Source organism: Reichenbachiella sp. (assembly GCF_965233835.1).
In the GTDB taxonomy this organism is placed as follows: domain Bacteria; phylum Bacteroidota; class Bacteroidia; order Cytophagales; family Cyclobacteriaceae; genus Reichenbachiella.
The window spans coordinates 21,544-46,565 of the sequence record NZ_OZ247585.1; the positions used below are offsets into that span (position 1 = coordinate 21,544).

23 protein-coding genes and 1 tRNA gene are annotated in these 25,022 nt (G+C 40.9%); 16 read left to right on the forward strand and 8 right to left on the reverse strand.

Features of this window, described 5'->3' with window-relative positions; translation table 11 throughout:
* Positions 1–17: 17 nt before the first annotated feature.
* The 5 genes from ACO6S2_RS00080 (at position 18) to ACO6S2_RS00100 (ending at position 4,003) form a co-directional block, all read left to right on the forward strand.
* Positions 18–1,157 (forward strand): hypothetical protein, encoded by a 1,140-nt coding sequence (locus tag ACO6S2_RS00080; RefSeq protein ID WP_422360478.1) that lies wholly within the window; start codon positions 18–20, stop codon positions 1,155–1,157.
* Positions 1,158–1,189: 32 nt separating this feature from the next.
* Entirely contained in the window at positions 1,190–1,636 is a 447-nt protein-coding gene (locus ACO6S2_RS00085; protein WP_422360479.1) for a hypothetical protein, read from the forward strand.
* A 63-nt stretch (positions 1,637–1,699) separates the two neighbouring features.
* On the forward strand, positions 1,700–2,503 hold the full coding sequence (locus ACO6S2_RS00090; protein ID WP_422360480.1) for a hypothetical protein: 804 nt from the start codon (positions 1,700–1,702) through the stop codon (positions 2,501–2,503).
* Between the two features lie 195 nt (positions 2,504–2,698).
* Positions 2,699–3,310, forward strand: a complete 612-nt coding sequence (locus ACO6S2_RS00095; protein ID WP_422360481.1) for a hypothetical protein — start codon at positions 2,699–2,701, stop codon at positions 3,308–3,310.
* 144 nt (positions 3,311–3,454) lie between these two features.
* On the forward strand, positions 3,455–4,003 hold the full coding sequence (locus ACO6S2_RS00100; protein ID WP_422360482.1) for a hypothetical protein: 549 nt from the start codon (positions 3,455–3,457) through the stop codon (positions 4,001–4,003).
* On the opposite strand, the gene ACO6S2_RS00105 is transcribed toward ACO6S2_RS00100, so the two are convergent.
* Positions 4,000–5,280, reverse strand: a complete 1,281-nt coding sequence (locus tag ACO6S2_RS00105) for an amidohydrolase family protein (RefSeq protein WP_422360483.1) — start codon at positions 5,278–5,280, stop codon at positions 4,000–4,002. The genes ACO6S2_RS00100 and ACO6S2_RS00105 overlap by 4 nt on opposite strands.
* A 292-nt stretch (positions 5,281–5,572) precedes the next feature.
* Between ACO6S2_RS00105 and ACO6S2_RS00110 the strand changes: the two genes are divergently transcribed.
* Positions 5,573–7,108, forward strand: a complete 1,536-nt coding sequence (locus tag ACO6S2_RS00110) for a DUF7151 family protein (protein WP_422360484.1) — start codon at positions 5,573–5,575, stop codon at positions 7,106–7,108.
* 25 nt (positions 7,109–7,133) lie between these two features.
* Here ACO6S2_RS00110 and ACO6S2_RS00115 read toward each other — a convergent pair whose 3' ends face one another.
* Entirely contained in the window at positions 7,134–8,924 is a 1,791-nt protein-coding gene (locus tag ACO6S2_RS00115; RefSeq protein WP_422360485.1) for an ABC transporter ATP-binding protein, read from the reverse strand.
* A gap of 219 nt (positions 8,925–9,143) precedes the next feature.
* On the opposite strand from ACO6S2_RS00115, the gene ACO6S2_RS00120 reads away from it, so the two are divergent.
* The 8 genes from ACO6S2_RS00120 (at position 9,144) to ACO6S2_RS00155 (ending at position 15,894) form a co-directional block, all read left to right on the forward strand.
* Complete coding sequence (locus ACO6S2_RS00120) at positions 9,144–10,247, forward strand: Glu/Leu/Phe/Val dehydrogenase dimerization domain-containing protein (protein WP_422360486.1); 1,104 nt, start codon at positions 9,144–9,146, stop codon at positions 10,245–10,247.
* A 41-nt stretch (positions 10,248–10,288) separates the two neighbouring features.
* Positions 10,289–11,431 carry a transcription antitermination factor NusB gene (nusB, locus tag ACO6S2_RS00125; protein ID WP_422360487.1) on the forward strand — a complete coding sequence of 381 codons (1,143 nt, stop codon included), beginning with the start codon at positions 10,289–10,291 and terminating at the stop codon, positions 11,429–11,431.
* A gap of 1 nt (position 11,432) precedes the next feature.
* The gene (locus ACO6S2_RS00130; RefSeq protein ID WP_422360488.1) at positions 11,433–11,735 is read left to right on the forward strand and encodes a YtxH domain-containing protein; all 303 of its coding nucleotides are present in this window, start codon (positions 11,433–11,435) and stop codon (positions 11,733–11,735) included.
* Between the two features lie 120 nt (positions 11,736–11,855).
* Positions 11,856–12,401, forward strand: a complete 546-nt coding sequence (locus ACO6S2_RS00135) for a DUF1573 domain-containing protein (RefSeq protein WP_422360489.1) — start codon at positions 11,856–11,858, stop codon at positions 12,399–12,401.
* A 28-nt stretch (positions 12,402–12,429) separates the two neighbouring features.
* Entirely contained in the window at positions 12,430–12,738 is a 309-nt protein-coding gene (gene yajC / locus ACO6S2_RS00140) for a preprotein translocase subunit YajC (RefSeq protein ID WP_422360490.1), read from the forward strand.
* Between the two features lie 24 nt (positions 12,739–12,762).
* The gene (locus ACO6S2_RS00145) at positions 12,763–13,710 is read left to right on the forward strand and encodes a hypothetical protein (protein ID WP_422360491.1); all 948 of its coding nucleotides are present in this window, start codon (positions 12,763–12,765) and stop codon (positions 13,708–13,710) included.
* Positions 13,707–14,288, forward strand: a complete 582-nt coding sequence (gene coaE / locus ACO6S2_RS00150; protein ID WP_422360492.1) for a dephospho-CoA kinase — start codon at positions 13,707–13,709, stop codon at positions 14,286–14,288. Before ACO6S2_RS00145 ends, coaE begins: the two co-directional genes overlap by 4 nt.
* A 172-nt stretch (positions 14,289–14,460) precedes the next feature.
* Positions 14,461–15,894 (forward strand): hypothetical protein, encoded by a 1,434-nt coding sequence (locus ACO6S2_RS00155; protein ID WP_422360493.1) that lies wholly within the window; start codon positions 14,461–14,463, stop codon positions 15,892–15,894.
* A gap of 76 nt (positions 15,895–15,970) precedes the next feature.
* Here ACO6S2_RS00155 and ACO6S2_RS00160 read toward each other — a convergent pair whose 3' ends face one another.
* A complete protein-coding gene (locus ACO6S2_RS00160) occupies positions 15,971–16,744 on the reverse strand; it encodes a hypothetical protein (RefSeq protein WP_422360494.1) in 774 nt (257 codons plus the stop codon).
* Positions 16,745–16,781: 37 nt separating this feature from the next.
* Here ACO6S2_RS00160 and ACO6S2_RS00165 point away from each other — a divergent pair, with 37 nt between their 5' ends.
* Positions 16,782–17,282: a tetratricopeptide repeat protein gene (locus ACO6S2_RS00165; protein WP_422360495.1), complete on the forward strand. Its 501-nt coding sequence runs from the start codon at positions 16,782–16,784 to the stop codon at positions 17,280–17,282.
* On the opposite strand, the gene ACO6S2_RS00170 is transcribed toward ACO6S2_RS00165, so the two are convergent.
* Together ACO6S2_RS00170 and ACO6S2_RS00175 are read right to left on the reverse strand one after the other, a co-directional pair.
* Positions 17,279–18,067, reverse strand: coding sequence for a (Fe-S)-binding protein (locus ACO6S2_RS00170; RefSeq protein WP_422360496.1), 789 nt, complete (start codon positions 18,065–18,067; stop codon positions 17,279–17,281). The genes ACO6S2_RS00165 and ACO6S2_RS00170 overlap by 4 nt on opposite strands.
* Before the next feature lie 4 nt (positions 18,068–18,071).
* On the reverse strand, positions 18,072–19,379 hold the full coding sequence (locus ACO6S2_RS00175; RefSeq protein WP_422360497.1) for a 4Fe-4S dicluster domain-containing protein: 1,308 nt from the start codon (positions 19,377–19,379) through the stop codon (positions 18,072–18,074).
* Between the two features lie 84 nt (positions 19,380–19,463).
* On the opposite strand from ACO6S2_RS00175, the gene ACO6S2_RS00180 reads away from it, so the two are divergent.
* Positions 19,464–19,536, forward strand: a tRNA-Phe gene (locus ACO6S2_RS00180).
* Between the two features lie 365 nt (positions 19,537–19,901).
* Here the strand turns inward: ACO6S2_RS00180 and ACO6S2_RS00185 are convergent.
* The 3 genes from ACO6S2_RS00185 to gldC form a co-directional block, all read right to left on the reverse strand.
* Positions 19,902–21,572, reverse strand: a complete 1,671-nt coding sequence (locus ACO6S2_RS00185; RefSeq protein ID WP_422360498.1) for a hypothetical protein — start codon at positions 21,570–21,572, stop codon at positions 19,902–19,904.
* A gap of 13 nt (positions 21,573–21,585) precedes the next feature.
* Positions 21,586–24,450 carry a TonB-dependent receptor gene (locus ACO6S2_RS00190; RefSeq protein ID WP_422360499.1) on the reverse strand — a complete coding sequence of 955 codons (2,865 nt, stop codon included), beginning with the start codon at positions 24,448–24,450 and terminating at the stop codon, positions 21,586–21,588.
* 139 nt (positions 24,451–24,589) lie between these two features.
* Positions 24,590–24,913, reverse strand: coding sequence for a gliding motility protein GldC (gene gldC, locus ACO6S2_RS00195; RefSeq protein ID WP_348433945.1), 324 nt, complete (start codon positions 24,911–24,913; stop codon positions 24,590–24,592).
* Between the last annotated feature and the right edge of the window lie 109 nt (positions 24,914–25,022).

The window sequence follows — 25,022 nt, forward strand, 5'->3', positions numbered from 1 at the left end:
ATCATTAAAGTAGTTTCATGACCTTCAAGGCACCAAAACATAGCGACCAAAATAGCAAGCAGCAAGCGGCAGCTATGTCTGAGACTATTGCACAGCAACATAGAGTAGCCTTGCAAGATCACAGGAATGAGGCTGGAAACCACCCTATCCAAAGAAAGCAATCCGACACACCTCTCCCACATGAATTTAACCTAATCGGTGAAACCCACAGTGACTATTACAATGTCGATAATCGCAGGTCTGAAATAGCAGTCACCAGGCATCTAGGTTTTCGTCGTTATTTTATGGAAGAAAGTTTGCAGGTAAATCTTACACCGGGAGCAGATCCGGAATACGATGGTCAATTTGGTGGTGCCAGAAATCCAACCGCCAAGCACGACTCTGCCGATCCTTCAAGCGAGCGCATCATGTGGTTATGGAAAGTAGACTTTGACAAAGACTACAAAAAGTACTACACAGCTGCTACCTTCGGTGAATTTCAGAACCGTACTTTTTCCATAAAACAAGAACTTGACAATTTGATTTCAAGTGGAAATATTCCTAATGGTATTTGGGATGAAAGTGCCTTTAGAACAAATCTTCCAATTGTTTTAGGCTATGTCAATGAATTCAATGGTCTGGCAAACTTTCACACAGCCATCACTGATCCGGACAAAAAGCTGTCGACCATTGAGAGCTTTCTGGAGTCCTGTCTCGAGTTCTGGAATCTATTTTTACTCGGAGGCGGACGAGCCAAGTCATCCATAAGACGTTCCAAAAGCATGAGCGAAAATGCTCAAAAATTTGGCACCACACTTAGAACCGGGATATGGAAAGTAGGAGACGATCATCTAAGAGAAGTTTACGAACATGTAGAAAATCAGCCAGGGGGCGATGGCAAAACAGATGATTACATAATGGTCAGAGAACACGACTTCAAAGTCTATATGAAAGCAAGATTAGAAAACAGCTTTGTTGCTGTTTCAGCCCATACAAACATAGCGATTGCCATGTGTACTATCTATAGGCAATTTACAAAACGGTCACTCTGTGCAAATTGGCTTGCTAGCCACAATGATTTGTTTAGCGACTGGGTTTTAAGAAACTACACTGCTTTGATACAAGCGCTACCTGATGATAGTGCACTGATCGATAGAATTGTTCAAAACAAGTTATGACCCACCAAACCGAATCATTTTAAAAGAAAACAATGATGCAAGAACCCGCCCACAAAAAGCCAAAATCAAACAATACCGCCGCAGCCAATTCTTCGACTCAAGCCAGGCAATTGTTCTCATTGACTGATATGCGGTCAAAACCATCAGAAAGCAAATCAGCTGTAGCTCAACTTGCTTCATTTGCGAACGAAAAGATCGTTTTTGATGAAGCAAGCTGGACACTGGACGGTCATTACCAGCGAAAGGCTAATGACTATGTTTATCTGTTTAGCCACAATAAGCATGGACATTCGCTTCAGCTGCACCTGCATACGAGTAGCCGCCATGGCCAGCTAGAACATATCAACCTTTACGATGCTTCCAACGGCGATGCGGACAAGATACACATAAAGTTCAGCGATGAAGACGAACGGGATATTGCTCATACCATGTATCATGGAGGTGTGCTGCATTCTCAAGGAAAATGGTTTACACCGTAAAGAAGGTTTGGAATATGAACAAAATGAGAACTCCATAATTCTTAAATTAGTTAGACCAAAAAGATGGCCATTTGGAAAACATATCAAAACAACTCCAAGGGACAGTCGATGACCCAAGCGCAGTCCATAGGTCAAAGCCGTTCAGGATCAAATGCTGTTGGCTTGATCGACAACCGACCGGCAGTAGCAAGTCCAATCCACTCGGTCATCCAAAGAGCCGAACCCACTATACCAAACCATCTCAGAAATGGAGCAGAAAAAGCCCTACTACATACTTCCAACGCTTTGAGTTGGATTGGAGATGCAATAGACGGCTACGGCATCGAGGTGTCTGATACAGAGCCCAAAGCTAGATTCTCAGATCACATGCTGTGGAGTGTAAGATTCAAAATGACAGGCAGAAATGCCCATTCCTTTTCGGGTAGCATCGTGCAACAAGTAAAGCTCCAGGTCAACTATGTAGATCCTCAGGGCAAATCACAATCCAAGGAGGGACAGTTTTATGAAGCCTGGCAAGTGCGTGGTGGTCGAGTATTCGATGCGATTGATAGCTGGACATTGAATAAAGATACGTTTCAAGGCCTTGATGGCAACATACAAAACGTGATCATCTGGGGCAACTTGCATCTCTCAAAAAAATCCCCCGCAAATCTGGGCATGGGCCAAGGAAGAATTCCGATCTCTGGCGATCACCAGTACAGTGCCCCAGCTGTCAATCATAAAGATTTGAGCGGTGTTGAGCATCGCAGATATGCCAGATGTTATTTTCATGGAAACGAGCTATCCGGCACAGTCGCCGGTTCGGACAATTATGATGAGAAAAAATTTAGAGCCAATCTTCAGGATTTGAGTCAGGAAATGCTGTAATACAACTAGCTATTCAAGATTTGCAATCTCGAATAGCTATCACAGAATCTGTGATACAAAACCTCGGATAACAACTTCCAGATCGTAAAGCTGACCGAGCCCATAGTCCGTACTTCTTCCAATTAATTTCCAAAATATGCGATTATTATCTAATTTCAACCTGTGAGTAAAATGTGTAAACCCTAACCTTGAACTATGAGCGATAATCAAAACACCTCATCAGTAAAAAAAGCCAGCACAGAAATGTTCACCCTGGTAGGTGTGGCCATCGGGCTATCTGCTTATACCTGGGACCTCAGCTTCAATTTCGGGGCTTTTGGCGTGGTCTTCCTTGGGCATATTATTGCCATTTGGTTGTTTTCGCTAAGTATACTCATGGTCACTGTATTTGCTCATGGCTCCCTTCTTCCTGGCAACAAATGGATCGGCTACTCCATGTTGATTTTACCCACCATCTGGTTAGTGGCACGCATTATAGATGACTCGCTGAATACTGGCCAATTGACAGATCACGTACTTAAGGTCGCCAGTATCCTATCGATAGCCATAGCCTTACCCTATGTCGTGTATTTGTTTTTTTACTTTACAAGTCCGGACATATTGAACCTGAATAGAAAATGGATGACTGCCTTGGCAGGCATCGTCATTGTGATTGGCATTATTGGCTATGGCTTAGGTAGACACAACTATTTGATCATGTCCTGCGAAAATTTCGAAATCAGTGGTCAGGATACACCTGACAACTGTCGCTGTGCAAAGAAGGCAGACGATGATTCCCCTGCCGCGAAAGCGGCTTCTTCAGAATAATCTGATTTGAAAATCATTCCACTTCCATTCTGACATGTTTCATAGGTGAGACGAATAACTTCGTGTCGGCGGCGTTAGTTATTTTGATATCCAGAGATCAACACCATGAATATTCCTTAGCTTTGACGTCTTTAAAAGAAAAACATGCGGCTAAGCACACTCCACAAAAAATACATTTATTGGTTTGCCTCCTTTGTGGCATTGTTTGTCATTTTATTGACCTTCTATTTCAATCTGGGAGGATTTGAAGAAGTCCAAACAGCTGTATCCAAAAACAATAAGTACAGTTTGGCGGGCAAGGAAATTCATGGCAAACTCACTTCGAAGGAGGAGCACTTTCTTTTCGAAGAAATGAAGGCATACATGGCTGATGGCACACTAACTGGTACATTGTCCATCGTCAACTACAAAGACGACACACTCGGAGAATATGAAAGTCGAAGATTCGTGGGTGTTTTATTAGAAAATGACATGTCGATGATTCCATCAGGCCTACAAGTGCTTGAAATAGAAGGACAAACTACCTTTCAAGCCGCACTCACCATGCATCCTTTGGTTATGCCCAATACGGAAAAGGTGGAATCAAAACTAAAAGTACTGGCCGATGAAAGAGGATTGACGCTTCGCAACTATACGCTAGAAAAACTCTATGACGACAACTCTGTTATCGTAGAGATGTTCGCAAAAAATTAATTGACAGACTTATAGACTGCCCCTCCCTTCATTACAAATGGAATACTTTGTAAGAGCTTGACATCTTTTGTTGGGTCACCTTTTACAGCCACTAAATCAGCATAAACGCCTTTTTTTATACTTCCTATGTTTTCCGATTCTTTGAGGATTGAAGCATTTACGGAAGTTGCACATTGGATCGCTTGCATGGGCGACATGCCACCATCAACCATCAGTTCAAATTCCTTTCCATTGTCTCCATGCAGAAAAACACCTGCATCCGTACCGAATCCGATAGGCACACCAAACTGCACAGCCTTTTTATAGGTGTCAAAAATCTGAGGTCCTACTGCTGCGGCTTTCGGCACAATAATCTCAGGATAATAGCCTTCCTCTTTAGCCTTATCCGCTACAAAGTCACCAGCTAATAGTGTGGGAATAAAATACGTGTTTCGTTCTTTCATCATGCGCATGGTTTCTTCACTCATATAAGTGCCGTGCTCGATAGTGGTTACGCCTGCTCTTACTGCACGCTGCATGCCTTCATCTCCGTGAGCATGAGCGGCCACATGAAAGCCATAATCTTTTGCCGTTTCTACAACAGCTTTGATTTCATCTTCTTGAAAATGGGGACCGGTTCCATTCTTCGCCAAGCTCAAAACCCCTCCAGTAGCAGTTATTTTGATCAGATCTGCTCCGTTTTTGTATCGTTGACGCACAGCTTGTCTGGCATCCTCAGCACTATTCACCACACCTTCTTTGGGACCCGGGTTGCCCATGAGTTTTTGACTGTAACCATTGGTAGGATCAGCATGTCCACCAGTTACACCCAGGGCCTTCCCGGCGGTAAAAATTCTAGGCCCATCTACCAGACCTTTGTTTATAGCATTTCGCAAGGAAATATTAACTCCCGACCCACCTAAATCTCGAACAGTGGTAAATCCGGCAAGAAGTGTTCTTTCTGCATAAACCACAGATTCAAATGCCTTGTCCGCTGGATTTTGGGTGAATTTATTCATGTACTTGTTCTTCCCGGTCTCGTGCTCCAGATGCACATGCATGTCTATGAATCCAGGCAATACAGTATATCCCTTTAAGTCAATCAATCGGTCACTTTCGGATGGGGCAACAAAGCCATTCTTAACTTCAACAATTCGATCTCCATCAATCATGATCGTTTGCTCCTTTTTTGGTTTGTTCGAATAGCCGTCTATCAGAAGGCCACAATGAACAATTGTCTTTTGCGCTTGTGAATCAATACACGCCAAGACTGCCAGAATCAACAGATACTTTTTCATTTCTTATAATTGGATGATATGTAAGAATAAGTCATTGAATGCAGAATGAAAACCTCACGCACCCAAAAAGTCACTACCTACACCATTCTGCCAAACTTAAGTTTTCTGACACTTGAGTTTAATTTTCTGACAAAGCCATTTCTCCTGAGGTGTACAAGTGGTGAACAAACCCCTATTACGATAAAATAAGGCCATCCAGACTGATTTGCCTCCGTACATTAGCCGAAACAAACAATTGGTCTCACGGTCGGCAAAGTGTTGATCGGGAATAGAAAAACCAAACAATAAGAAAATGAAAACTGATAACACATCTAAACTATTGATCATCTTGACAGCGATATTTCTTGTTTCGCTTATGATGGGGTGCATTGAGGAACCTTTCGCAGAGGAACCTGAAATTGAAGACGAAATGATGGACAGCATCATTGAAACTGAATCTATAGAAAGCGACGACAACTGCCCTAATGGTGGCTTTTTGTTGAAGGCAGGAAACGACAGCAATGAGAATGGCTTGTTAGACGAACAGGAGGTTACAACAATTAACTTCTTGTGTCATGGGGAAAACGGCCAAGTGGCCGCAGACCTAATTTCAAAAACTGAGGAAATTCCTTCAGGGGAAAATTGTTCTGACGGAGGAGTAATTATATACTTTGGTTCGGACCTAAATGCTGACAGCGAGTTATCAGAAGATGAAGTGCAGTCTTCTTTCAGTTTATGCCATGGTGAAGAAGGAAGTTCAGGTAATGATGGGATGACTACCCTGACCAAAATTACCGATGAAGCCTCAGGCGACAACTGCCAAAACGGTGGAATAAAAATAGAGTCCGGAATGGACAAAGATGAAAATTTGATTCTAGGAAATGATGAAATTGAAACTACCCATTTTATCTGCAACGGGATAGATGGAATGGACGGATTCACTTCACTAACCAAAACTTTGGAAGAGAGTCCAGGTTCGAATTGTGACTACGGCGGCATTCAGGTCTTGACCGGATTGGATAGAAACGCTAATGGTCAACTAGATGACGATGAAGTGGAATCCACATCATATGTATGCGATGGCGCCACAGCTCAATCTCAATTCATTGAGTATTATTTTTCTAATGGACTAGACAATTATCAAGGAACATCAGATGTTTCGATTGCTAAACTAGGTAATGAAGGCTTGGACGAAGAGGAGCTATTTGTTGAAAGTGAAATAAATCCTGCCAATGGATTTATGTACGCAACAAATTCTCTCATTCATTTCGAAGGCGTTGAATCTGCTTTGACCGAATTGAACGAAGAAGAATACGAGGTAGTAGAAGCGATTTTATACGTTAGAGTGGAAACCCCAATTATAGACGGAGGGGAGCCTAATGCACTAGGTGTACAGGTGATTGTACCAAATGCTCCTCTTTTTAAAGAAAGCGAGGCAAACTGGAATATGGCCTACACCGACCAAGAATGGTTTGATCCAGGCGCAGCTGACGTAGAATCGAGTGCCTACGACTACTCGGACATGGTGCTTCTCCCAGACCCCACACAAATGAAATTTAAGGGCACTGTACCGTTTTTACTGAATAGATCTCAAATCAAAGAATGGATTGAAAGCAAAGACAACAACAAAGGTCTGGTCCTTACTCTGATAGACCAATCAAAGGAGTATAACTTATCTATTGCTAGCACAGAAAGCGATGAGATTTCATACCGACCTATGCTATATGTGAAGGTGAAAAAAATAACCAATGAATTGAGATATCACCTACCATCTGATAATGAGTACAAACAAAGCTGGTTGCAAAAATCAAGCAGCGAAAAACTAGAAGCATACCACAATATCTTTTAACCCGCTTGTATGAGGGAGGAATTGGCTATTTCATGGCCATTTCCTCTCCTTGTATTTGCTTTTGATAGAGTGAATGATACGTGCCTTCCATGGCTATCAGGGTATCATGAGAACCTTGCTCCACAATTTTCCCATCATCCAACACGATAATTTTATCAGCCAGTTGAGCAGAAGATACACGGTGTGAAATAATTACTGTAGTCCGGTCAACCATGATCTTTTTCATACTGTTTAGTATGCTATTTTCCGTCTTGGTATCGACCGCAGACAGGCAGTCATCCATGATTAGAATTTTTGGTTCGCGCGCTATGGCTCGTGCAATGGACACGCGTTGTTTCTGGCCACCAGAAAGTGTGATTCCTCGCTCCCCGAGCATCGTCTGAAAACCCTTAGGAAACCGGTCAATATTCTCAGTAAGATCCGCATGATCAGCGGCCTGACGAATTTGAGCCTCACTTAATTTTTGATTACCAAAAGAAATATTATCTGCAATAGTTTCAGAAAACAAGAAGACGTCCTGAGGTACGTATCCGATATTACCTCGAATAGTAGACAAAGAATAATCCTTGATGGATAAATCATCCACCTTCACTTCCCCGGAAGTAACATCATACATTCTACACAACAAATTGGCTATTGTACTTTTACCGGACCCGGTAGTCCCAATAATGGCGATCGACTCTCCTGCCTCTACATCAAAGGAAACTCCTTTCAATGCTTCAATTCCAGAATCTGGATAGGTGAATTTTACATTATCAAATACCAGATCACCTGAAATTTCCTTCTCTATATTCTTCTCAGATACAATATCATTTTTAGTATGAAGAAATTCATTTACCCGTTTTTGAGAAGCCGCAGCGCGCTGGATGATACTCGTAATCCACCCCAAAGCAGTCACCGGCCAGGTCAGCATATTCACGTATATAATAAATTCGGCAATATTCCCAGTACTCAGCTCTCCTTGCAGAATACCAACTGAACCCACATAGACCGTTAAAATCACGCTCAAACCAATCAAGCTCATGATTAGTGGAAAGAAGAGTGCTTGAACAAACGCCAATCGAAGCGATTTCTTCTTGTAGTCATTACTAGCTACGGAGAATTTTTCATTATAATCCTGCTCACGAACAAAAGCTTTAATCACTCTTATTCCGGAAAATGCCTCCTGAACGAAAGTGGAGAGACCAGACAAACTTTCCTGAATCTCTTCAGAACGCTTGTTGATAATATTATTTACATAATAAATACTAAAGGAAAGAAATGGCAGAGGCAGTAATGAATATAAGGTCAGTTCCACGTTGATGGAGAGCATGAATGGAATCACAATCAAAAACATGGTAAATAGATTGATTCCATACATGATAGCTGGGCCGACGTACATTCGTACTCGACTTACATCTTCCGAGATTCTATTCATCAAGTCACCCGTATTATTTTTTCTATAAAAGCTGAGTGACAAGGTTTGATAATGCTCATAGATTTCATTCTTCAGATCATATTCAATCAATCGAGACATGACGATGATCGTCTGACGCATGAAAAACATGAATATGCCTTTGAGGATCGCCGAGGCCAAAATCACCATACCAAAGATTAAGATGCTCGAAGCAAATAAATCATAGGTGTCAGATTGCAAATCAAAGCCTTCAAAACCTCTGTACACTTGAAAACTGCCTTGAATCAAATCAAATGAATGCCTTACTACCACAGCGGGTATCACCCCAAACAAATTGGATATAATAATGAACACCGTACCGAGAATCAAATGGTACTTGTATTTAAAAAAATACTTATTAAGATGTGCGAGGTCTTTCATTCAGAATGGCCAAAAAATGCTTTTGAAAATGCAATAATACAAAGTTCAAACGGTATAGTTTTTTGAAAGTTGGTTTTAAAAGACATAAAAATCAGTGGGGTAGTAAGAATAGAAAATCTTAATTAATCAATGATTAATTTTCTTGATCTGATTAAAAATCAGCTAACTTTGCGCTTATTTTCAGTACCCAACAACGTTAACAATCATAAACCCAAAAATATGATAGAGGTGAACGAACCACTCAAAAAAGAAGAAGTGTCTTTATTCTCTGGAATAGAAGAAATGAATCACGAGCAGGTAGTTTTTTGTCACGACAAAGCTACCGGATTGAAGGCCATCATTGCCATTCATAACACGGTCTTAGGGCCTGCTATGGGAGGTACAAGAATGTGGCACTATGCTTCTGATCAGGAGGCGCTTACTGATGTTTTGAGACTATCAAGAGGCATGACATTGAAAAATGCCATTGCCGGACTGAATATTGGAGGTGGAAAAGCTGTTTTGATCGGTGATGCTCGAAAACTAAAAAACGAGGCATTGATGAGACGCTTTGGCAAGTTCGTCAACAGTCTCGGAGGAAAGTACTGGACTGCCGAAGATGTAAACATGAGCACCAAAGACATGGAGTATGTCAGAATGGAAACTCCATATGTAACTGGGTTACCAGGCTTCATGGGAGGTTCAGGAGATCCTTCTCCAGTCACAGCTTATGGTGTATACATGGGGATGAAAGCTTCGGCTAAAAAAGCCTATGGTTCTGAAAAGCTAGAAGGGAAAAAAGTATTGGTACAGGGTACCGGTAATGTGGGTACCTATCTGATTGAAAATCTGATCAAAGAAAATGCAAAGGTCTTGATTTCAGATATTTTCGAAGATAAAATCAAAAAGATCACTGATCGCTTCCCGGTTGAAGTGGTAGCAGCTGATCAGGTTTTTAATACGGATTTCGACATCTATGCGCCATGTGCTTTAGGTGGTACTTTGAATGATGAAAACATTGATAAGCTCAACTGCGACATTGTAGCAGGAGGAGCTAACAATCAATTGCTGGATGAAAAAATTCATGGCAAAGCATTGGTAAACAAAGGCATTTTATATGCACCAGACTTCTTGATCAATGGAGGTGGAATTACCAACGTTTACTATGAATACGAAGGCAACTATAATAGAGACAGAGTGATGAATCAGACCGAGCGAATTTATGACACTACCCTTGAGGTATTTGATCTATGCGCAAAATCTGGAGCAACACCACAGGCAGCAGCTATCCAAATCGCCGAAAACAGAATCGCCGCGATTGGAAACAACAAGTTGCCACTATAAATTACCCGAGCGCTCTTAGTAGCGCTCAAAAATTTGATTTAATGCTAAACAGACGTTCTTTACGTATTAAAGGTATGCAGGCGATATTCGCCTATCATACTGCCCGAGAGGCTGAATTCAATATCTGCAAAAAAGAAGCAGAAGACAACTTTTTGCCTGACCTCAACTCTATGGAGGTGCAGGACAAGGAAGAATTGACCAAAGATCGCGAGCAAACAGGCAAAGCTTTTAGTGCTTTGATTCATCAGGGAGGCGATGCCATTCCTGAAGACACGAAGCCTGAAATTGTAAAAGTGATCAAAGAACAGCAGCAAGCCTATCTAAATAAGCTCACTGCCAACAAAGAGCATTTCAAAAAAAGACTGCTATCAGGGATCACTTCCATCTATGATGATTACATCAAGTTTTTATATATCGTCGTCGAAATTCAGGAATTGATCGGACTAGAAAAGCGCAAGAAAAACAACACCCATGACAATTTCGCGAAGAATATTGTCATCAATAACCTGAAAGGCTTCGAAGCTTTAGAAGAAGAGCGAATTAGAAAAAATGTAGCCTGGGATACTGATTTGATCAGAGCCTGGTATAAAGAATACATTAAGCCTCAAGAGTTTTTCATTGAATATGACAACCTTGCCAAAGCAACACTAGAGGACGATCAGGAGTTTGTACAAACCCTTTACAAGTCTATCATTTTCAAAAACGACAACATCAACGACTATTTCGAAGCATTAGATTTAGGATGGAGTGAAAACAAACCTATTCTAAGAAGTATGGTGTTGAAAACAATGAAATCCATCGAAACGGAAGAAAGTGAACCAATATTGATGGAACTTTCTAAGAACTGGGAAGAGGATTTATTATTTTTGAAAGAGCTATACGACTTGGCGATTGACAAAGAAGAAGAGTACGAAACTCTGATTGAAGAAAAGTCAAAAAACTGGGAAATAGATCGTGTAGCGCTTACAGACAGGATTATTCTTGAAATGGCCATCGGAGAGATGATTCATTTCAATTCGATTCCTGTTAAAGTAAGCATTAATGAATATATTGAGTTATCGAAACTTTATAGTACGCCAAAGAGTAAACAATTTGTAAATGGCCTTTTGGATGTACTTTCAGTAGAATTGCAGAAAGACGGCCAAATCAAGAAAAGTGGACGAGGACTGCTAGACAACAAATAATATGAGTAAAAATTCGAATTCCTTTTTAGCATTTTTAACCGGAGCAGCAACAGGAGCTATCCTGGGCATTTTGTATGCACCGGACAAAGGAGAAAATACAAGAGACCGACTATCTTACCAACTAGATAAGTATAGCAAAAAGCTAGACGAATTAGTAAAAGAATTTATTGAAGGCAAAGAACTCAGCGACAACGAAGCGAGAACTGAGGGAGACAAAATAGTAAGCGACGCTAAGGAAAAAGCAGAGCGATTACTAGATGATGTAAATGGCCTAATTACTAAAATCAAAGGAGAGGAAGTTTAATTCACTATTTCATTTGTTAAATAGTTGTTAAGGATAGTTGTGTGATCTCTCGATTGATACACCTTAACTAAATTTACTTCCATTTATTTCTAACAATAATTTCAATTAAACATACTAGTTATGAAAAATATAAAAATGATTCCTGCATTTGTAGCAGTGATGGCAATGATCATTACAGGGTGTTCTAATGCTGACGTAGAAAATAGAATTGCAAGACTCGAAGGTCGCGTGGCAGAATTAGAAGGTTCTGGAACTGCAGCAGCAAGATCTGTAACTTCAGCTAAGCCAGCTGCCAACAAACAGCCTGAAGTAAAGCCTGAAGGACCGCTTCCTGAATTTGCATTCAACGAAGAGTCTCATGACTTCGGAACCATCAATGAAGGAGATGTAGTAGAGCACGTATTTGCTTTTACTAACACTGGAGACTCTCCATTGATTATTTCTAGCGCTACTGGATCATGTGGATGTACAGTTCCCGAATGGCCAAAAGAACCAATCGGCGTAGGCGAAAAGGGTGAGATCAAAGTGAAATTCAACAGTAGAAAAAAGCCAGGTATCCAAAACAAAACGGTTACTATCACTTCAAACACTTATCCAAAGCAGAAAAGAATCAAAATCAAGGCAAACGTGACCCCAGCGCCAAAAGATGCTGACACACCGTCTTAAGTCAATCATTTATAACAATTAACGAAGCATGTTAAACTTCATATTATTACAAGCAGCGGCAGGTGGCGCAGGATATTCAAATCTGATCATGATTGGTGTCATGGTGGTCATCTTCTATTTCTTCTTCATCAGACCACAGCAAAAAAAGCAAAAGGATCAAAAGACTTTTTCTGAAGGTGTGGCCAAAGGAGATCAAGTGATTACCATAGGAGGAATCCATGGTAAAGTTTTGTCGGTAGACGACTCTACTGTAACTTTAGAAATAGACAAGGGCGCTAAAATGAAGATTGAAAAATCATCCATCTCTATGGAGAATACTAAACGTTTAGCAAGCTAATTGTTTTGATGAACAAATAACTGAATGGGAATATTTAGGTTTTTATTACCTGGATTAAAAGATAACTGGAAGGTAGTTGTGCTCTCGATTTTAGGGGCAACTACCTTTTGGTTTTTTAATGCCATGAACAAATCGTACGACACTAGGGTCGACTACCCTTTGTCCTACACCTTTGCCGAAGATAGTGTAGTGGTGATGGAACCACTAGCCAAACAGATCAAAATTGATGTAACAAGTGGTGGCTGGAACCTAATTCGCAAAACCCTCCGCATCAATGCCACCCCTATCAATATTCCGCTGGACAACCCAACCGAAATTAAGTTTTTAACAAGAGCAAGTTTAATTCCCATGATCTCTGATCAGTTGGATGGACTTCGCTTAATTTATGTGGTGACCGACACTTTGTTTTTCAACATTGAAGACAAGGTTACTCGAAAGCTACCCGTACTCGTAGATAGCATTTCTATTCCGCTTTCTCAGTCCTATCGCATGGTTAGCCCCATCAGTTGTAATGTGGACAGCGCCGTAGTTTCGGGCCCTAAATCTACTATGCTCGAAATGCCAGACTATGTTCAGCTAGATTTCAGCAATATGAATATCGATGGAAACTTCGATGATGAGTTGGGATATTTCGTAGGAGATCATGTCGTTGTGGATCCACCTGAAGCCACAGTAAAATTTCAGGTAGCCAAATTTTTGGCAAGAGAGATAAATATACCCATAGAACACTTAGACTTCCCAGAAGACTCATCCTCGTATCTGGCAGACAGCAGTATATTGCTATATTATACCATAATGGAAGAAGATGAGGATGATGTAAACGAGTCAGATTTTAGCGTTACTGTAGATTACTCCATGAGAAATATGAATGATTCTACTGTAGCTCCTATACTCATGTACGCTCATGAGAAGGCATTGGACATCGTATTGGCCTCAGACCGAATCAAACTCATGTTTGCAGAAGAACAATGAAAATTGTAGGCATTACCGGAGGCATAGGATCTGGAAAATCAACAGTTTGTCGAATCTTTGAAACGCTGGAAATTCCGATCTACCAAGCGGATGACCGTGCGAAACACCTCATGCAAAACGAACCTGATTTAATTAAAAATATTAAAGCAGCTTTTGGTTCTGAGGCTTATCAAAATGGAGAACTAAACCGTCCCTTCCTGGCAAAGGCCATATTTAGTGATCCGAACAAGACTGCACAAATTAATGCTTTGGTACATCCAGCCGTTGGCAAGGACTTTAAACAATGGCAAAGCCAACAGCAGGCTCCATACCTATTAAAGGAAGCCGCTCTTATGATAGAATCTGGCTCTTACAAACAGTTAGATTTCCTAATCAATGTGTTTGCCTCCATTGAAACCCGTATACAAAGAGTGCAAAAAAGAGACCCTCAGCGTTCTGAAGAAGAAATCAACGGCATCATTGATAAACAAGTCAGCGAAGAAAGAAGAGTGGAGTTGGCTGATGCTGTGATAGATAATGATGGGAAGCACTTAATCATTCCTCAGGTACTAGAAATTCATCAGCAATTGCTCGATTAGATTCCAGACAAATACTAACCCTTCCTTCCGAAGGTATATTCAAGACAAATAGGATAATACTGCATTCTAAGTAGCACTATCTACAGATTGCTCATCATTGTGTTGCTATTTTTTTGCAATAATCACATTTTATTCTAACTTAAATTAATATTTAAACCTAACTTAAATTTCCATGAAACTTTCAAAAATTGGTCGATTATGGCCTATTGGGTTGTTTTTGACCCTTTCCGCTCATTTTATTTTCTTAAGCTGCAACAAACCAACTGCCATTGACAAGAATGAAACGGAGTTATTGCAAGCTAGCCAACAAATAGTGCCAGTACCACTACCAACAAGTGAAGTGCCAGGGTTTAATTTCCCTGAAGATTCTATTCTTATTTATGATTGGTTATCTAAACGAGACACATCTTCGATATACGAGCATGCTTGGGGAATCTGGGCTGGACTCACCACGCCAACTGATCAATCCTTCAACGGAAACCCTTTGCTGGTATTCGAAACTTGGCTTGGACTTGGAGAACTACAAACTCAAGTCAAAGAGAATAAGACAAACTCAACCAAGACCAATCGGACATTGCTACAAAAACCAAAACAATTTGAGCATTCAGCCACTTTAGCAAAACAGGCTGGTGTAGACACAACAGCAGGTCTTGATTTTGGTTCGAACTTCTGGGTAACCGTTGCTTATAACCCAAGCGCGGCCAATTACGCTATCAAGAATCAAATTTTTAAAAAATCTGTCTTGGATTCTTATAAAAAGCCCGGGGCTATTGGCAAAATTCCAGCATTTCCAAATGACGCCATTACTCTCAAACCAACCTACTATGTAGGTAGCGTACAGGATGACTATATCAGAATTCCAGCTTGGCCAGGACCACCAGACACTCCCAAACCATTCGGTCCTGAGGTATGGGACAGTTATATTTTTGTGGATGTAAACAATGGACAAGCTTCAGGCAAAAAACTTGTACCGGTCAGTGGTGGCGATGACCCGACACCAGAGTCCACATGCAACCTAAACGACTTCATTAATTTTGAGGTAGATGCTGAAATGGCCGCTTATCTCAACGAACAACAAAGTGCGGTACAGGGAGACACAGCCAAAGCAGGTGACGTGGCCTTGTTAGTTGCTATGCATGTGACAAGTAAAGAAATAAGCAACTGGACCTGGCAAACATTCTACTGGGCACCAAACCCTGACACCCCATTGAATCCAAGTTCAAATGCTGCAGCCACACTAAGGCCAGCACAACTGTCGGCAGCCGCGGCACACTATGGAGTATCCACTGGATATGCCATGGTTTGGCCTAATCAGCCTATCACAGGAGGCACCAACGAAGGGGCTGAACCTGTATTTGGCTATAACCCATTCTTAGAAGCCGGCTTTGGCAAAGGCACATTCTCCAAACGGAAAAACGAGCTAAATCCAAACTATGATTATGGGGTACAAACCAATTGCATGAGTTGTCATGCGTTGGCAACAAGTAGCTCTACCGTGGCTTACAGCGCCGACCAGTACATTAGTATGGATGACCCTTATTTTGTTGATAAGGTTCAGGTTGATTTTGCCTGGTCAATTCAATCAGCAATTATTACTGATCAGTAGAGTAGTTTGAATATTAAAATGGCTATCTCAAGCAGCTCAAGGGTTTGCACCCTTCATTCTTGAAATAGCCATTTTTTTACTCAGGCTTGTTAAAAATGCTATTGGAAGCTCCCTGACCAAAAACAATATCATCTATTACAATTGATGTCACGCTCCTGTCAATTCTTTTTTCAAAACCAAAGGGAATGGAGACACCACCCAGGTTCTTATAATTTTTATAAATGACTTCGTAGGCCACTTTGTCGATCTGGTCTTCTTCATAAATTCTTACCAGGTGGATCATATAACTTTTCTTATCTATAAGGTAGTCTACATAAAAACCCGAATTCGTAGTAGAACGAATCACATAATGATTAGCATCATCGGCTCGTTCAGACCCAATCAAGTTCAAAACATTACCCAACCCATAGTCATACAAGGGGGATCCTATCCCGACATCGACTAAGAATAGATTTCTCTCCCGGTCTGTCATCAGCTGAGCAGTGTGCACCCCAGTCCATGGGGCGATAGTCCAGGCCCGCGTCCCATCAAAAGCTTTGACATAAACACGCTCTTGCCACTTTCCCTCTATTCGCATTTTATTCGGGTACTTCTTTGTGATACTATATTTTTTACCACTTGAAAACCCCTCCATTTCACGCGCTTCCATCACTATCGAACGCATGGCCACTAAGTTCTCTTGACCTATGGCCTCAAAATGCCGCTCCAATATCGACTCAAGGTTTTGCCCATGAGACCACATCGGGCTGAGCAATAAAAAAATGAAAAGGTACTTACTCCACTGATTGATAATCTTCATATCATACTTGGCTATTTGAGGCAAGTTAATTGGTAATCCGTATTTTTTCATGGAAATTACATAGGCTAGAGAAACAAAATAAAGGTTTATGAAAAAGGTGTTAACACTTTTAATGATTATCTGTACGTTTTCGCAAACAAACGCTCAGACCAGTTCTATAGAAGAAGCTCACGGTCTTTTGTCAGAAGGTTATCTGGAAGAGGCACTCGATATGTTTAATGATCTGCAGGCAGACAATACAAGTAATCCCGAATTCTTTTTCCTTAGAGGCACATGTCTGTCAGAATTAGGAGAAAACGACAAAGCCATCACCGACTTTAATATTTCCATCTCTCTGGACAATCAAAATGCGGACGCTTATTATCAAAGAGGATTTGCTCAATTTACTCTGGGCAACAGTGAGAACGCTTTAAACGACTTTAATCAAGCCATAACATTAAGCCCGACTTATGGTGAAGCCTATTTAAACAGAGGCACTGTGCAATATGACCTAGGCAATTCTGAAGCGGCTTGTCAGGATTGGCAAAAGGCACTTGACGTAGGGCTTACCTTAGCGCAAGCCCTCATCGACCAGCTTTGCAAAGGTTAGTCCATCGCTTCATCCAGAAGCTCAGCAATATCCTTCACCTGTACTTCTGCTTCTTTCTCTTTGTTCTTCACGCCATCTGACAACATGGTCATACAAAAAGGACACCCAGAGGCTATTACCTTAGCACCTGTATCTAGCGCTTCTTCGGTGCGCTCTATATTGATTTCTTTATCACCTGCTTCAGCATCCTTAAACATTTGACCTCCGCCGGCTCCGCAACAAAGGCCTTTAGTTTTGCAACGCTTCATTTCCACTAAATCAGCATCTAGAGACTTCAGTACGTTTCGTGGTGCCTCATAGATGTCGTTGGCTCTGCCTAAGTAACAAGAATCATGGTAAGTGATTTTTTGTCCCTTAAATGATCCACCACTAACCTTCAATTTCCCATCGTCCAACAATCCCTGCAAAAAGGTAGTATGATGAATCACTTCATAATTACCACCTAGGTCGGGATATTCATTTTTTAATGTATTAAAACAATGTGGACAAGCGGTTACGATTTTTTTCACTTGATACATATCCAACAATTGGATATTGGCCATAGCCTGCATCTGAAACAAAAACTCGTTACCCGCCCGTCTGGCTGGATCGCCTGTACATGACTCTTCAGGCCCTAAAACTGCAAAGTTGACGTTGAGCTTATTCAAAATTTTTGTAAAGGCTACGGTCACTCTTTTGTACCTATCGTCAAATGAGCCCGCACAGCCCACCCAAAACAATATTTCTGGCGTCTCGCCTTTCGCTTGTAATTCTGCTACGGTTGGTGCTTTTATAGTATCGCTCATCTGCTTAGTTTTTGTCGTTTAAATCTTGTGCCCAATTAAATCTATCCGTTGGAGAGAATTTCCAAGGAGCAAAATTCGTTTCAATGTTAGAAAACATGGAATTCCAGGAAGCTGGCGAACCAGACTCTTCCATGGCCACGTATCGTTTCATTTCTAAAATGATAGATAATGGATCAATATTAATAGGACAGGCTTCAGTACAGGCATTACAACTCGTACAGGCATTGATTTCTTCCTTTGTAATAAAGTCACCTAATAGGGTCTTACCCTCACCCTTACCAGCACCGATGTCTTCTATTCGATCTCTAGTATCCATCATCACTTTTCTTGGAGATAGCGTTTTACCAGTTTGGTTGGCCGGACATTCCGAGGTACACCGTCCACACTCCGTACATGAGTATGCTTCCATCAAGCTCTTCCAGCTTAAATCAGTAGCATCCTTAGCTCCAAATGTACCTACTTCCGCTGGTGGCTCACCTGCTCCCTCTACAGGCATGCCCAACATGGACTTAACCTCAGTGGTCACAGCATCCATATTCTGGATTTTCCCTTTCGGTTCTAAGTTGGAATAATACGTATTTGGGAATGCTAGAAAGATATGTAGATGCTTAGAATAGGTTACATACACAGCAAAAGCAAAAATACCAATGATATGAAACCACCAGGCACCCCTTTCTATAACGATCAAAAAGCTATCCGAATAATTCTTAAACAATGGAATAAACATACTCGAAATCATCAAGTCTCCTGTATCTACATAACCTGCAACTCCTCTACTCTGTAATACTTGGTCCGCCGCATTCATTTTCAAAATGGCAAACATCAGTACAATTTCAATAATCAAAATCAGATTACCATCCATAGTCGGCCAACCTTTCATTTCTGGCTTAGTAAACCTGGGTACTTTAATCACATTTCTTCTAATCAGAAATGCCACACACGAAATGAGCACACCTAGCGCTAGAAACTCGAAGAAATTCATGGCCACATTATAGAATGATCCTAAATATGGTGCAAAAATTCTATGTGTACCCAGCAACCCATCAATCATAAACTCTAGTACTTCCAGATTGATAACTAAAAATCCTACATAGATCAATAAGTGTAGAAATGCAGGTATAGGCTTTTTAAACATCTTCTTTTGGCCAAAAGCAACAAGCAGCATGGCCTTCCATCTATCTCCAGATCTATCACTGCGATCCAAATCTTTACCCAGCAAAATATTGCCTCTGATCTGCTTTATTCTTTGTATCAAAAAGTAGATCGGAATGGCCACAACGACCACAAAAACTGCTTGTAAAATCCAAGTCATATTCTCCTCATTTTTTTATTTCAAATATCTACCAAAATGTTTGTTGCATTAACAATTATTTTTACTTTTGTGCCTCGTTAACGCGGTGATGTAGCTCAGTTGGTAGAGCATCGGACTGAAAATCCGTGAGTCGGTGGTTCGAGCCCACTCATCACCACAACATAACGAAAGGGTTTCTGATTCAGAGACCCTTTTTTTATGGCCAAAAACAAAAGTACCAGCTGTCCGATTTGAATGATCATACTGATCGAATATCAAAAAATTTGGGCTAGCTTCCATTCCTCTAAAATACAGAAGATTTTCTAAAATTTAGTATGCATGCATAATATTTTGCGCGCCAAGCATTCGGCATTATTTAATAACCTGCCTTCTTAACTCTTCAAAATCTATTCCTTCCGAAAAGTCAGCTTCGCCGAGTATTCTTTGGCTGAAGTTTTTAATTATAACAATCGATATGCATAAGGTATAAAAAAACCCTGACAGTATACTGTCAGGGTTTTTAAAGTCAAATGTTGGATATTTTTATTGCTGGAATGGGGAAGCTCTTTGTTGCCCCACCTCAACCATAGGAATATTTGTTCCAAATTCATCGTTCATCAATTCAATAATCGCATTGGCTATCACCCCATGTCCTCTGGGGTTAGGATGAATTGCATCATTGGAAAACAAGCCATTGGGTGAGAAATCTGGCTGGTAATCATATCCTTGATAAACCAATCCAAGCTCGCCATCAGCAGCTGCAATAGCATCCGCACTCAAAGCCAAGCCAGTCGCAGTTGCCGCATCTAAGCCCATCAAATCAGCGAATAAAGGCTGGATATCTAATCTTTTGATAGTGGCTGGCATTCCAGCCATGATACCATCAATTGTCCCATTAATTGTTGCTCTTTGGGTCACTATTTTTGTTACTTCATCACCAGTCAAAGTGTACTTATCAGGCAATGGCAAAGAAAGTCCATACAATGCTGTTTCTGGAAATCCTGCCGGCGTAGTATTTATCACAGTTGAAGCTGTTAGTATTACTAACTCACCATCCACTATTGGTCTACACATTCTATAGGGTTCCAATGCAGCTCTATCCGCATCACTCATTTGATCAGCAGCTACAAGAATATCCCATAAGGGTCCTAAGTCAGGAAAATCAGCTGTATTGTCATCTTCAATCAAAAACGGGTTATTCCCAGCAGCATAAGACACCTTTCTTACATCCGCTTGTGCCTGGGTGAGCAATGTGGCTGTAACCAAACCCTGAACTGCAGCATTGTAAGACGCCAATCCTGTATTTAATGCTGTTGCATTTGCCTCATCCAGTTCCAGATCATTGTACTTCACAGCCTGGAATAAGGGTTGAATGACAATTGGAGGAACGTTAATTACTACTCCATGACTCCCTGTTGCTGCCAAGGTTCCCAAAGAAGTGGCATAATCATAAGTAAATGTTCCAGGCGTAGTAGCATCGCCTATTGGTGTCAGACCAACACTATTATCTGCATTGTCACCGCCACCAGCAGCATACCCAAGCACATCATTCGCTCCAATCCAAAAAGTAAAAAATGTTGGTGTAGCTGCAATAGCATCCCCTAATATGGTGGCCGTTCCATCTACCTCGGAAGCAAACCTCATATAATATGGATTGAAGTATGGGTGAGCCGTATTGGTGGCATCTCCAGTCGCCGTTGATTGAAGCTGTCCAACCACAATACCAGGCACACCAAAATTGGTAAGCAATTCTTTTTCTCCAGTATAAAGCTCGGCTCTTTTGTCTTCACCTGATGCGGCAATAATTCCAGCATCGCCTAGTTCTCCATCATTATTCAAGTCTAAATCCAAAATCAACTTACCCAAAACAACACCATCAGACTCACTTGAATAGCCATTGACTGAATTGATATCAGGAAAGCCGTAGGCTCCACCTCCTACACCACTAACTGAGAAACGCTCTGTCAACATTGCTGCAAAACCTGTTTGTTGTGCATTGGTGTACAAAGACCCATCCTGATATCCCGCTGTTAATGAATTACCAATAGCGATGTATTTTGATAAATCCAGATCACCAGCGTCGCCAGTATCTCCAGTATCCACAGGTATGGGGTTTTCAACTAAAATATCATTGATCAACTTATCCTCTTCATCACATGAGAATGTGATGCATGCAGAGACAAGTAGTAAAGTATATATTTTCAAATTTTTCATCTTGTTCTCTTTATTAGTTTAAGAATTCATCGAAAGTGATAGACACGTAGTAAATAGCACCCATTCTCGGGTTACCGAATGAAGTGGTATATCTCTCATTAAAAATATTACTACCACCAATTTTTACTACAGACTTAATGCTAGGCATTTTATAGCTAATCTGAGCATCTACTGTACCAAACGCAGGAACTACGCCTTGTCCAAAAGAAGAATCCCAGAAGAAGGCCTGCTGCCATCTGTATGCCAAACTAAAACCTAAGTTCTCTACCACATTTCTGTTAGCTAGAGACAAGTTGAATCTATACTTCGGTGTATTGTATGAAGACCTGAATCCTTGAGCAACTAAATCATCATCATCAAGCAATTCGTTGTAAGCGATATTACCACTAGCTGTGTATCCACCACCGAGCCTGTAATCAGCCTGAAGACCCCAGCCATGAGACTTGATATCTCCATCTGCATTCGTGTCAAATCCATAGTTTTGAATTCTTCCACCAGGAACTGCATTTCCAATGATAGCATCTTTACCAGCATCTGAGTCCGGATCAAAACCTGGTGCAGGATCGAAACCATCTCCGTTGGTGCCATCCGTAGCATCTACAGCCTGACCGAATGTGATTTCCGCAATGAAGTCCTGGTAAGTACTGTGGTAATAATAAGCATCGAGCATTAATCGATCCTCTAGGAATAACCCTCTATAACCTATTTCAAAAGTCTTAATTTTTTCAGTTTTGAAATCATCATTTACTTTATCTGGGGTTACCAACAAGTCTCTTGCATTCGCATCTCCACCAGCAGCAGCAGTTCTTGCGGCAGCTATACTTGCCTCGGTATAAACCGTGTTGGTTCTGAAATTGTATCGATCAACCAATAGTTGGTTACTACCAATCAACCTTCTTGTTTGCACATCCAAATCAATAAATTGATCCTGAGTAGTTGGGATTCTAAATCCCTTCTGGAAAGACCCTCTGAAATTATGACTTCCTGCTACTGTACCAACTACAGACACTCTTGGAGAGAATTGACCATCAAAGTTCTCATTCTTATCATATCTACCTGAGGCCTGTACTTTTAACCTATCCTCCATAAATGCTTTCGAAATTTGAGCATATCCACCGTACTCTGAGAATGACTGCTCACTTCCGTCATCATTAAGTGCAAAAAGAGTTCCTTCTGATTCTAAGTTGTACTGTCTAAAATTACCTCCCACTACAATTTCTGCGAAGTCAACCATGTCTGAAAAGTTATAACTTCCTTCGAAGTGATTCATGCTTGAAGCATCTTTAAACTTGGCACCGCCTTCAAAAATTGAAGTCTCGCGAAGTACTGCAGTTTCTGAATCCCATGTAGCTGTACCTGGAGCGTAATTCGCTTGCAAACCATCAGCATACCCTCTCGCTGCTGCATGAGCTTGTTCTATAGAAGCCCCTTGTCCTCTTGCCCCCAAAAAGCCTAAAGCATAATCAGGAATATAATGTTGCTGATTCATCAAAGAAGCCAAAGTATTGGCAGCATAGGTATCTCCTGAATCCTCATGTGTGGTATAACCTCTTAAATAGAAATTAGACCCTCTTAATTCTAACTTAGCTGTCCAGATTGAGAAGTTGTCCAAAACAAACCGGTCATTCGCAGTATAAACTGTACTACCTGACCCCCAATTGAATTGACCAAATACTTCCATATTATCAGTAACTCTATAGTGCAAGGCACCACCTAGCTTGATACTTTCAGTAGTATTATCAACATACGAAGACTCAGTAAAACCAGTTGGTGTAAAAGCACCATCAGAGCCTCCTGGTAGTTGGCCAGAAACCGCAGCAAAAGCAGGATCCAGAAGTGGAATCAACCCTAAATTGAAGCCAAAATCTCCGTATGTATTTACACCATCGTAGGTTCTGTTGTTTTGTCGATTTCTACCAGTTGTCTCTACTGATCCACCGTGTTCTACACCATTAGTTGTAGAACTTTGGTCTCTATAATCCACCCCTCTGAAGTCTTGAGCACCTAGGTATGATGCTGTTACTTTAAATGCAAATTTGTTGTTAAAGGCTTTTGCATAACGAATTCCATAATCATTATACATGGCAGGATCATCATCCTCACCATCTACGTGATTGACACCTACTTTAGCGTAAGCACTTAAGCCCTGATAGTCAAATGGGCTTTTACTATTCAGTAGCAAAATACCATTCAATGCATTAGGCCCATATAATGCTGAAGCAGCACCAGGAATCATCTCCGCACTTTCAAGATCCAGATCATTGATCCCCACGATATTACCTACCGCAAAGTTCAATCCTGGCGCCTGATTGTCAATTCCGTCGATGAGCTGAACAAACCTAGTGTTACCATTTGCACCAAATCCTCTGGCATTAACAGACTTAAAAGTCAAACTCTGTGCACTCATATCCACACCTTTAAAGCCTTGTAGGGCATCATAAAAGTTGACAGACGGAGTGTTTTTGATGGCAAGTACATCCATTTTTTCAATGGAGACAGGAGACTGCATCACAGACTCTTCTACTCGAGAAGCAGAAACCACTACTTCTTGTCCCATAATGGATGACTCTTCCAGACTTACTTCTAGCCCTTGAACATTTGCATCACTTATCTCTATCTCGGTTGAACTGTATCCAACCATAGAGAATATCAGAGTAAGTGGTGGTGCCGAAGACACATTTAGTGAGAAATTTCCGTCGGTATCCGAAATGGTACCAACTACCTTGCCCTTGACTAGAATACTCACGCCTAGTAGGGGGTCCTTTGTGTTGCTATCTACAACACTTCCTGATATGCTGGTCTGCGCCTGAGCACCGAATGAAATCAGTGCTCCGAGTACCAAACTCAGATAAAATCGCTTAGTAAAAAGTTTACTCATATTAATCATTATTAAGTGTTTTGCTGATCATTAAGCCACGAAAAAATAATTTCGTGTCTCTAATATTAAAGAAAAAATTATAAAATCAGCCTTGATTGAGCACCTAATAGCGATTTTCAATAAAAATTATGCATGCATACTACTTTTCACTCAGGTATTGCACCAATTTTTCACATAAATTGGAAATTTCTGATGACATAAACTCATCACCTGTCGCTGACAAAAGTGTACTCGCAGAACTTCCCAAAAGGTTGATATGAAACTGTTTCATTTCATCCACATTCATGTCCTTGGTCCAGAGATCCAACATAAGTGTATCTCTCTTTTTTTCATCCCAAATTCCTATTGAAATAGACTTGGTTTTTTGCTGCTCCGCGCCAGCATCTTCGGCGGACCATTGGATATCTTCTGGGATGTTTTGTTCATCGAGTGTTACCTCGATATTGATCTTTGATTTCTTCATCTAATTTATCTTTGATTTTATCTGTGCAATGGAGGCGCAAAGAAACAAAAAAGCAGGAGGACTAGAAAGTCTTCCTGCTCTAAGCATTATTCTTTTCCAAAGATTAGTC

What these genes read in the sequence shown, in the direction of transcription:
- ACO6S2_RS00080 (WP_422360478.1), top strand. Translation starts at nt 18, where the DNA reads ATGACCTTCAAGGCACCAAAACATAGCGACCAAAATAGCAAGCAGCAA.
- ACO6S2_RS00085 (WP_422360479.1), top strand. Translation starts at nt 1,190, where the DNA reads ATGATGCAAGAACCCGCCCACAAAAAGCCAAAATCAAACAATACCGCC.
- ACO6S2_RS00090 (WP_422360480.1), top strand. Translation starts at nt 1,700, where the DNA reads ATGGCCATTTGGAAAACATATCAAAACAACTCCAAGGGACAGTCGATG.
- ACO6S2_RS00095 (WP_422360481.1), top strand. Translation starts at nt 2,699, where the DNA reads ATGAGCGATAATCAAAACACCTCATCAGTAAAAAAAGCCAGCACAGAA.
- ACO6S2_RS00100 (WP_422360482.1), top strand. Translation starts at nt 3,455, where the DNA reads ATGCGGCTAAGCACACTCCACAAAAAATACATTTATTGGTTTGCCTCC.
- ACO6S2_RS00105 (WP_422360483.1), bottom strand. Translation starts at nt 5,280, where the DNA reads ATGAAAAAGTATCTGTTGATTCTGGCAGTCTTGGCGTGTATTGATTCA.
- ACO6S2_RS00110 (WP_422360484.1), top strand. Translation starts at nt 5,573, where the DNA reads ATGAAAACTGATAACACATCTAAACTATTGATCATCTTGACAGCGATA.
- ACO6S2_RS00115 (WP_422360485.1), bottom strand. Translation starts at nt 8,924, where the DNA reads ATGAAAGACCTCGCACATCTTAATAAGTATTTTTTTAAATACAAGTAC.
- ACO6S2_RS00120 (WP_422360486.1), top strand. Translation starts at nt 9,144, where the DNA reads ATGATAGAGGTGAACGAACCACTCAAAAAAGAAGAAGTGTCTTTATTC.
- nusB (WP_422360487.1), top strand. Translation starts at nt 10,289, where the DNA reads ATGCTAAACAGACGTTCTTTACGTATTAAAGGTATGCAGGCGATATTC.
- ACO6S2_RS00130 (WP_422360488.1), top strand. Translation starts at nt 11,433, where the DNA reads ATGAGTAAAAATTCGAATTCCTTTTTAGCATTTTTAACCGGAGCAGCA.
- ACO6S2_RS00135 (WP_422360489.1), top strand. Translation starts at nt 11,856, where the DNA reads ATGAAAAATATAAAAATGATTCCTGCATTTGTAGCAGTGATGGCAATG.
- yajC (WP_422360490.1), top strand. Translation starts at nt 12,430, where the DNA reads ATGTTAAACTTCATATTATTACAAGCAGCGGCAGGTGGCGCAGGATAT.
- ACO6S2_RS00145 (WP_422360491.1), top strand. Translation starts at nt 12,763, where the DNA reads ATGGGAATATTTAGGTTTTTATTACCTGGATTAAAAGATAACTGGAAG.
- coaE (WP_422360492.1), top strand. Translation starts at nt 13,707, where the DNA reads ATGAAAATTGTAGGCATTACCGGAGGCATAGGATCTGGAAAATCAACA.
- ACO6S2_RS00155 (WP_422360493.1), top strand. Translation starts at nt 14,461, where the DNA reads ATGAAACTTTCAAAAATTGGTCGATTATGGCCTATTGGGTTGTTTTTG.
- ACO6S2_RS00160 (WP_422360494.1), bottom strand. Translation starts at nt 16,744, where the DNA reads ATGAAAAAATACGGATTACCAATTAACTTGCCTCAAATAGCCAAGTAT.
- ACO6S2_RS00165 (WP_422360495.1), top strand. Translation starts at nt 16,782, where the DNA reads ATGAAAAAGGTGTTAACACTTTTAATGATTATCTGTACGTTTTCGCAA.
- ACO6S2_RS00170 (WP_422360496.1), bottom strand. Translation starts at nt 18,067, where the DNA reads ATGAGCGATACTATAAAAGCACCAACCGTAGCAGAATTACAAGCGAAA.
- ACO6S2_RS00175 (WP_422360497.1), bottom strand. Translation starts at nt 19,379, where the DNA reads ATGACTTGGATTTTACAAGCAGTTTTTGTGGTCGTTGTGGCCATTCCG.
- ACO6S2_RS00185 (WP_422360498.1), bottom strand. Translation starts at nt 21,572, where the DNA reads ATGAAAAATTTGAAAATATATACTTTACTACTTGTCTCTGCATGCATC.
- ACO6S2_RS00190 (WP_422360499.1), bottom strand. Translation starts at nt 24,450, where the DNA reads ATGAGTAAACTTTTTACTAAGCGATTTTATCTGAGTTTGGTACTCGGA.
- gldC (WP_348433945.1), bottom strand. Translation starts at nt 24,913, where the DNA reads ATGAAGAAATCAAAGATCAATATCGAGGTAACACTCGATGAACAAAAC.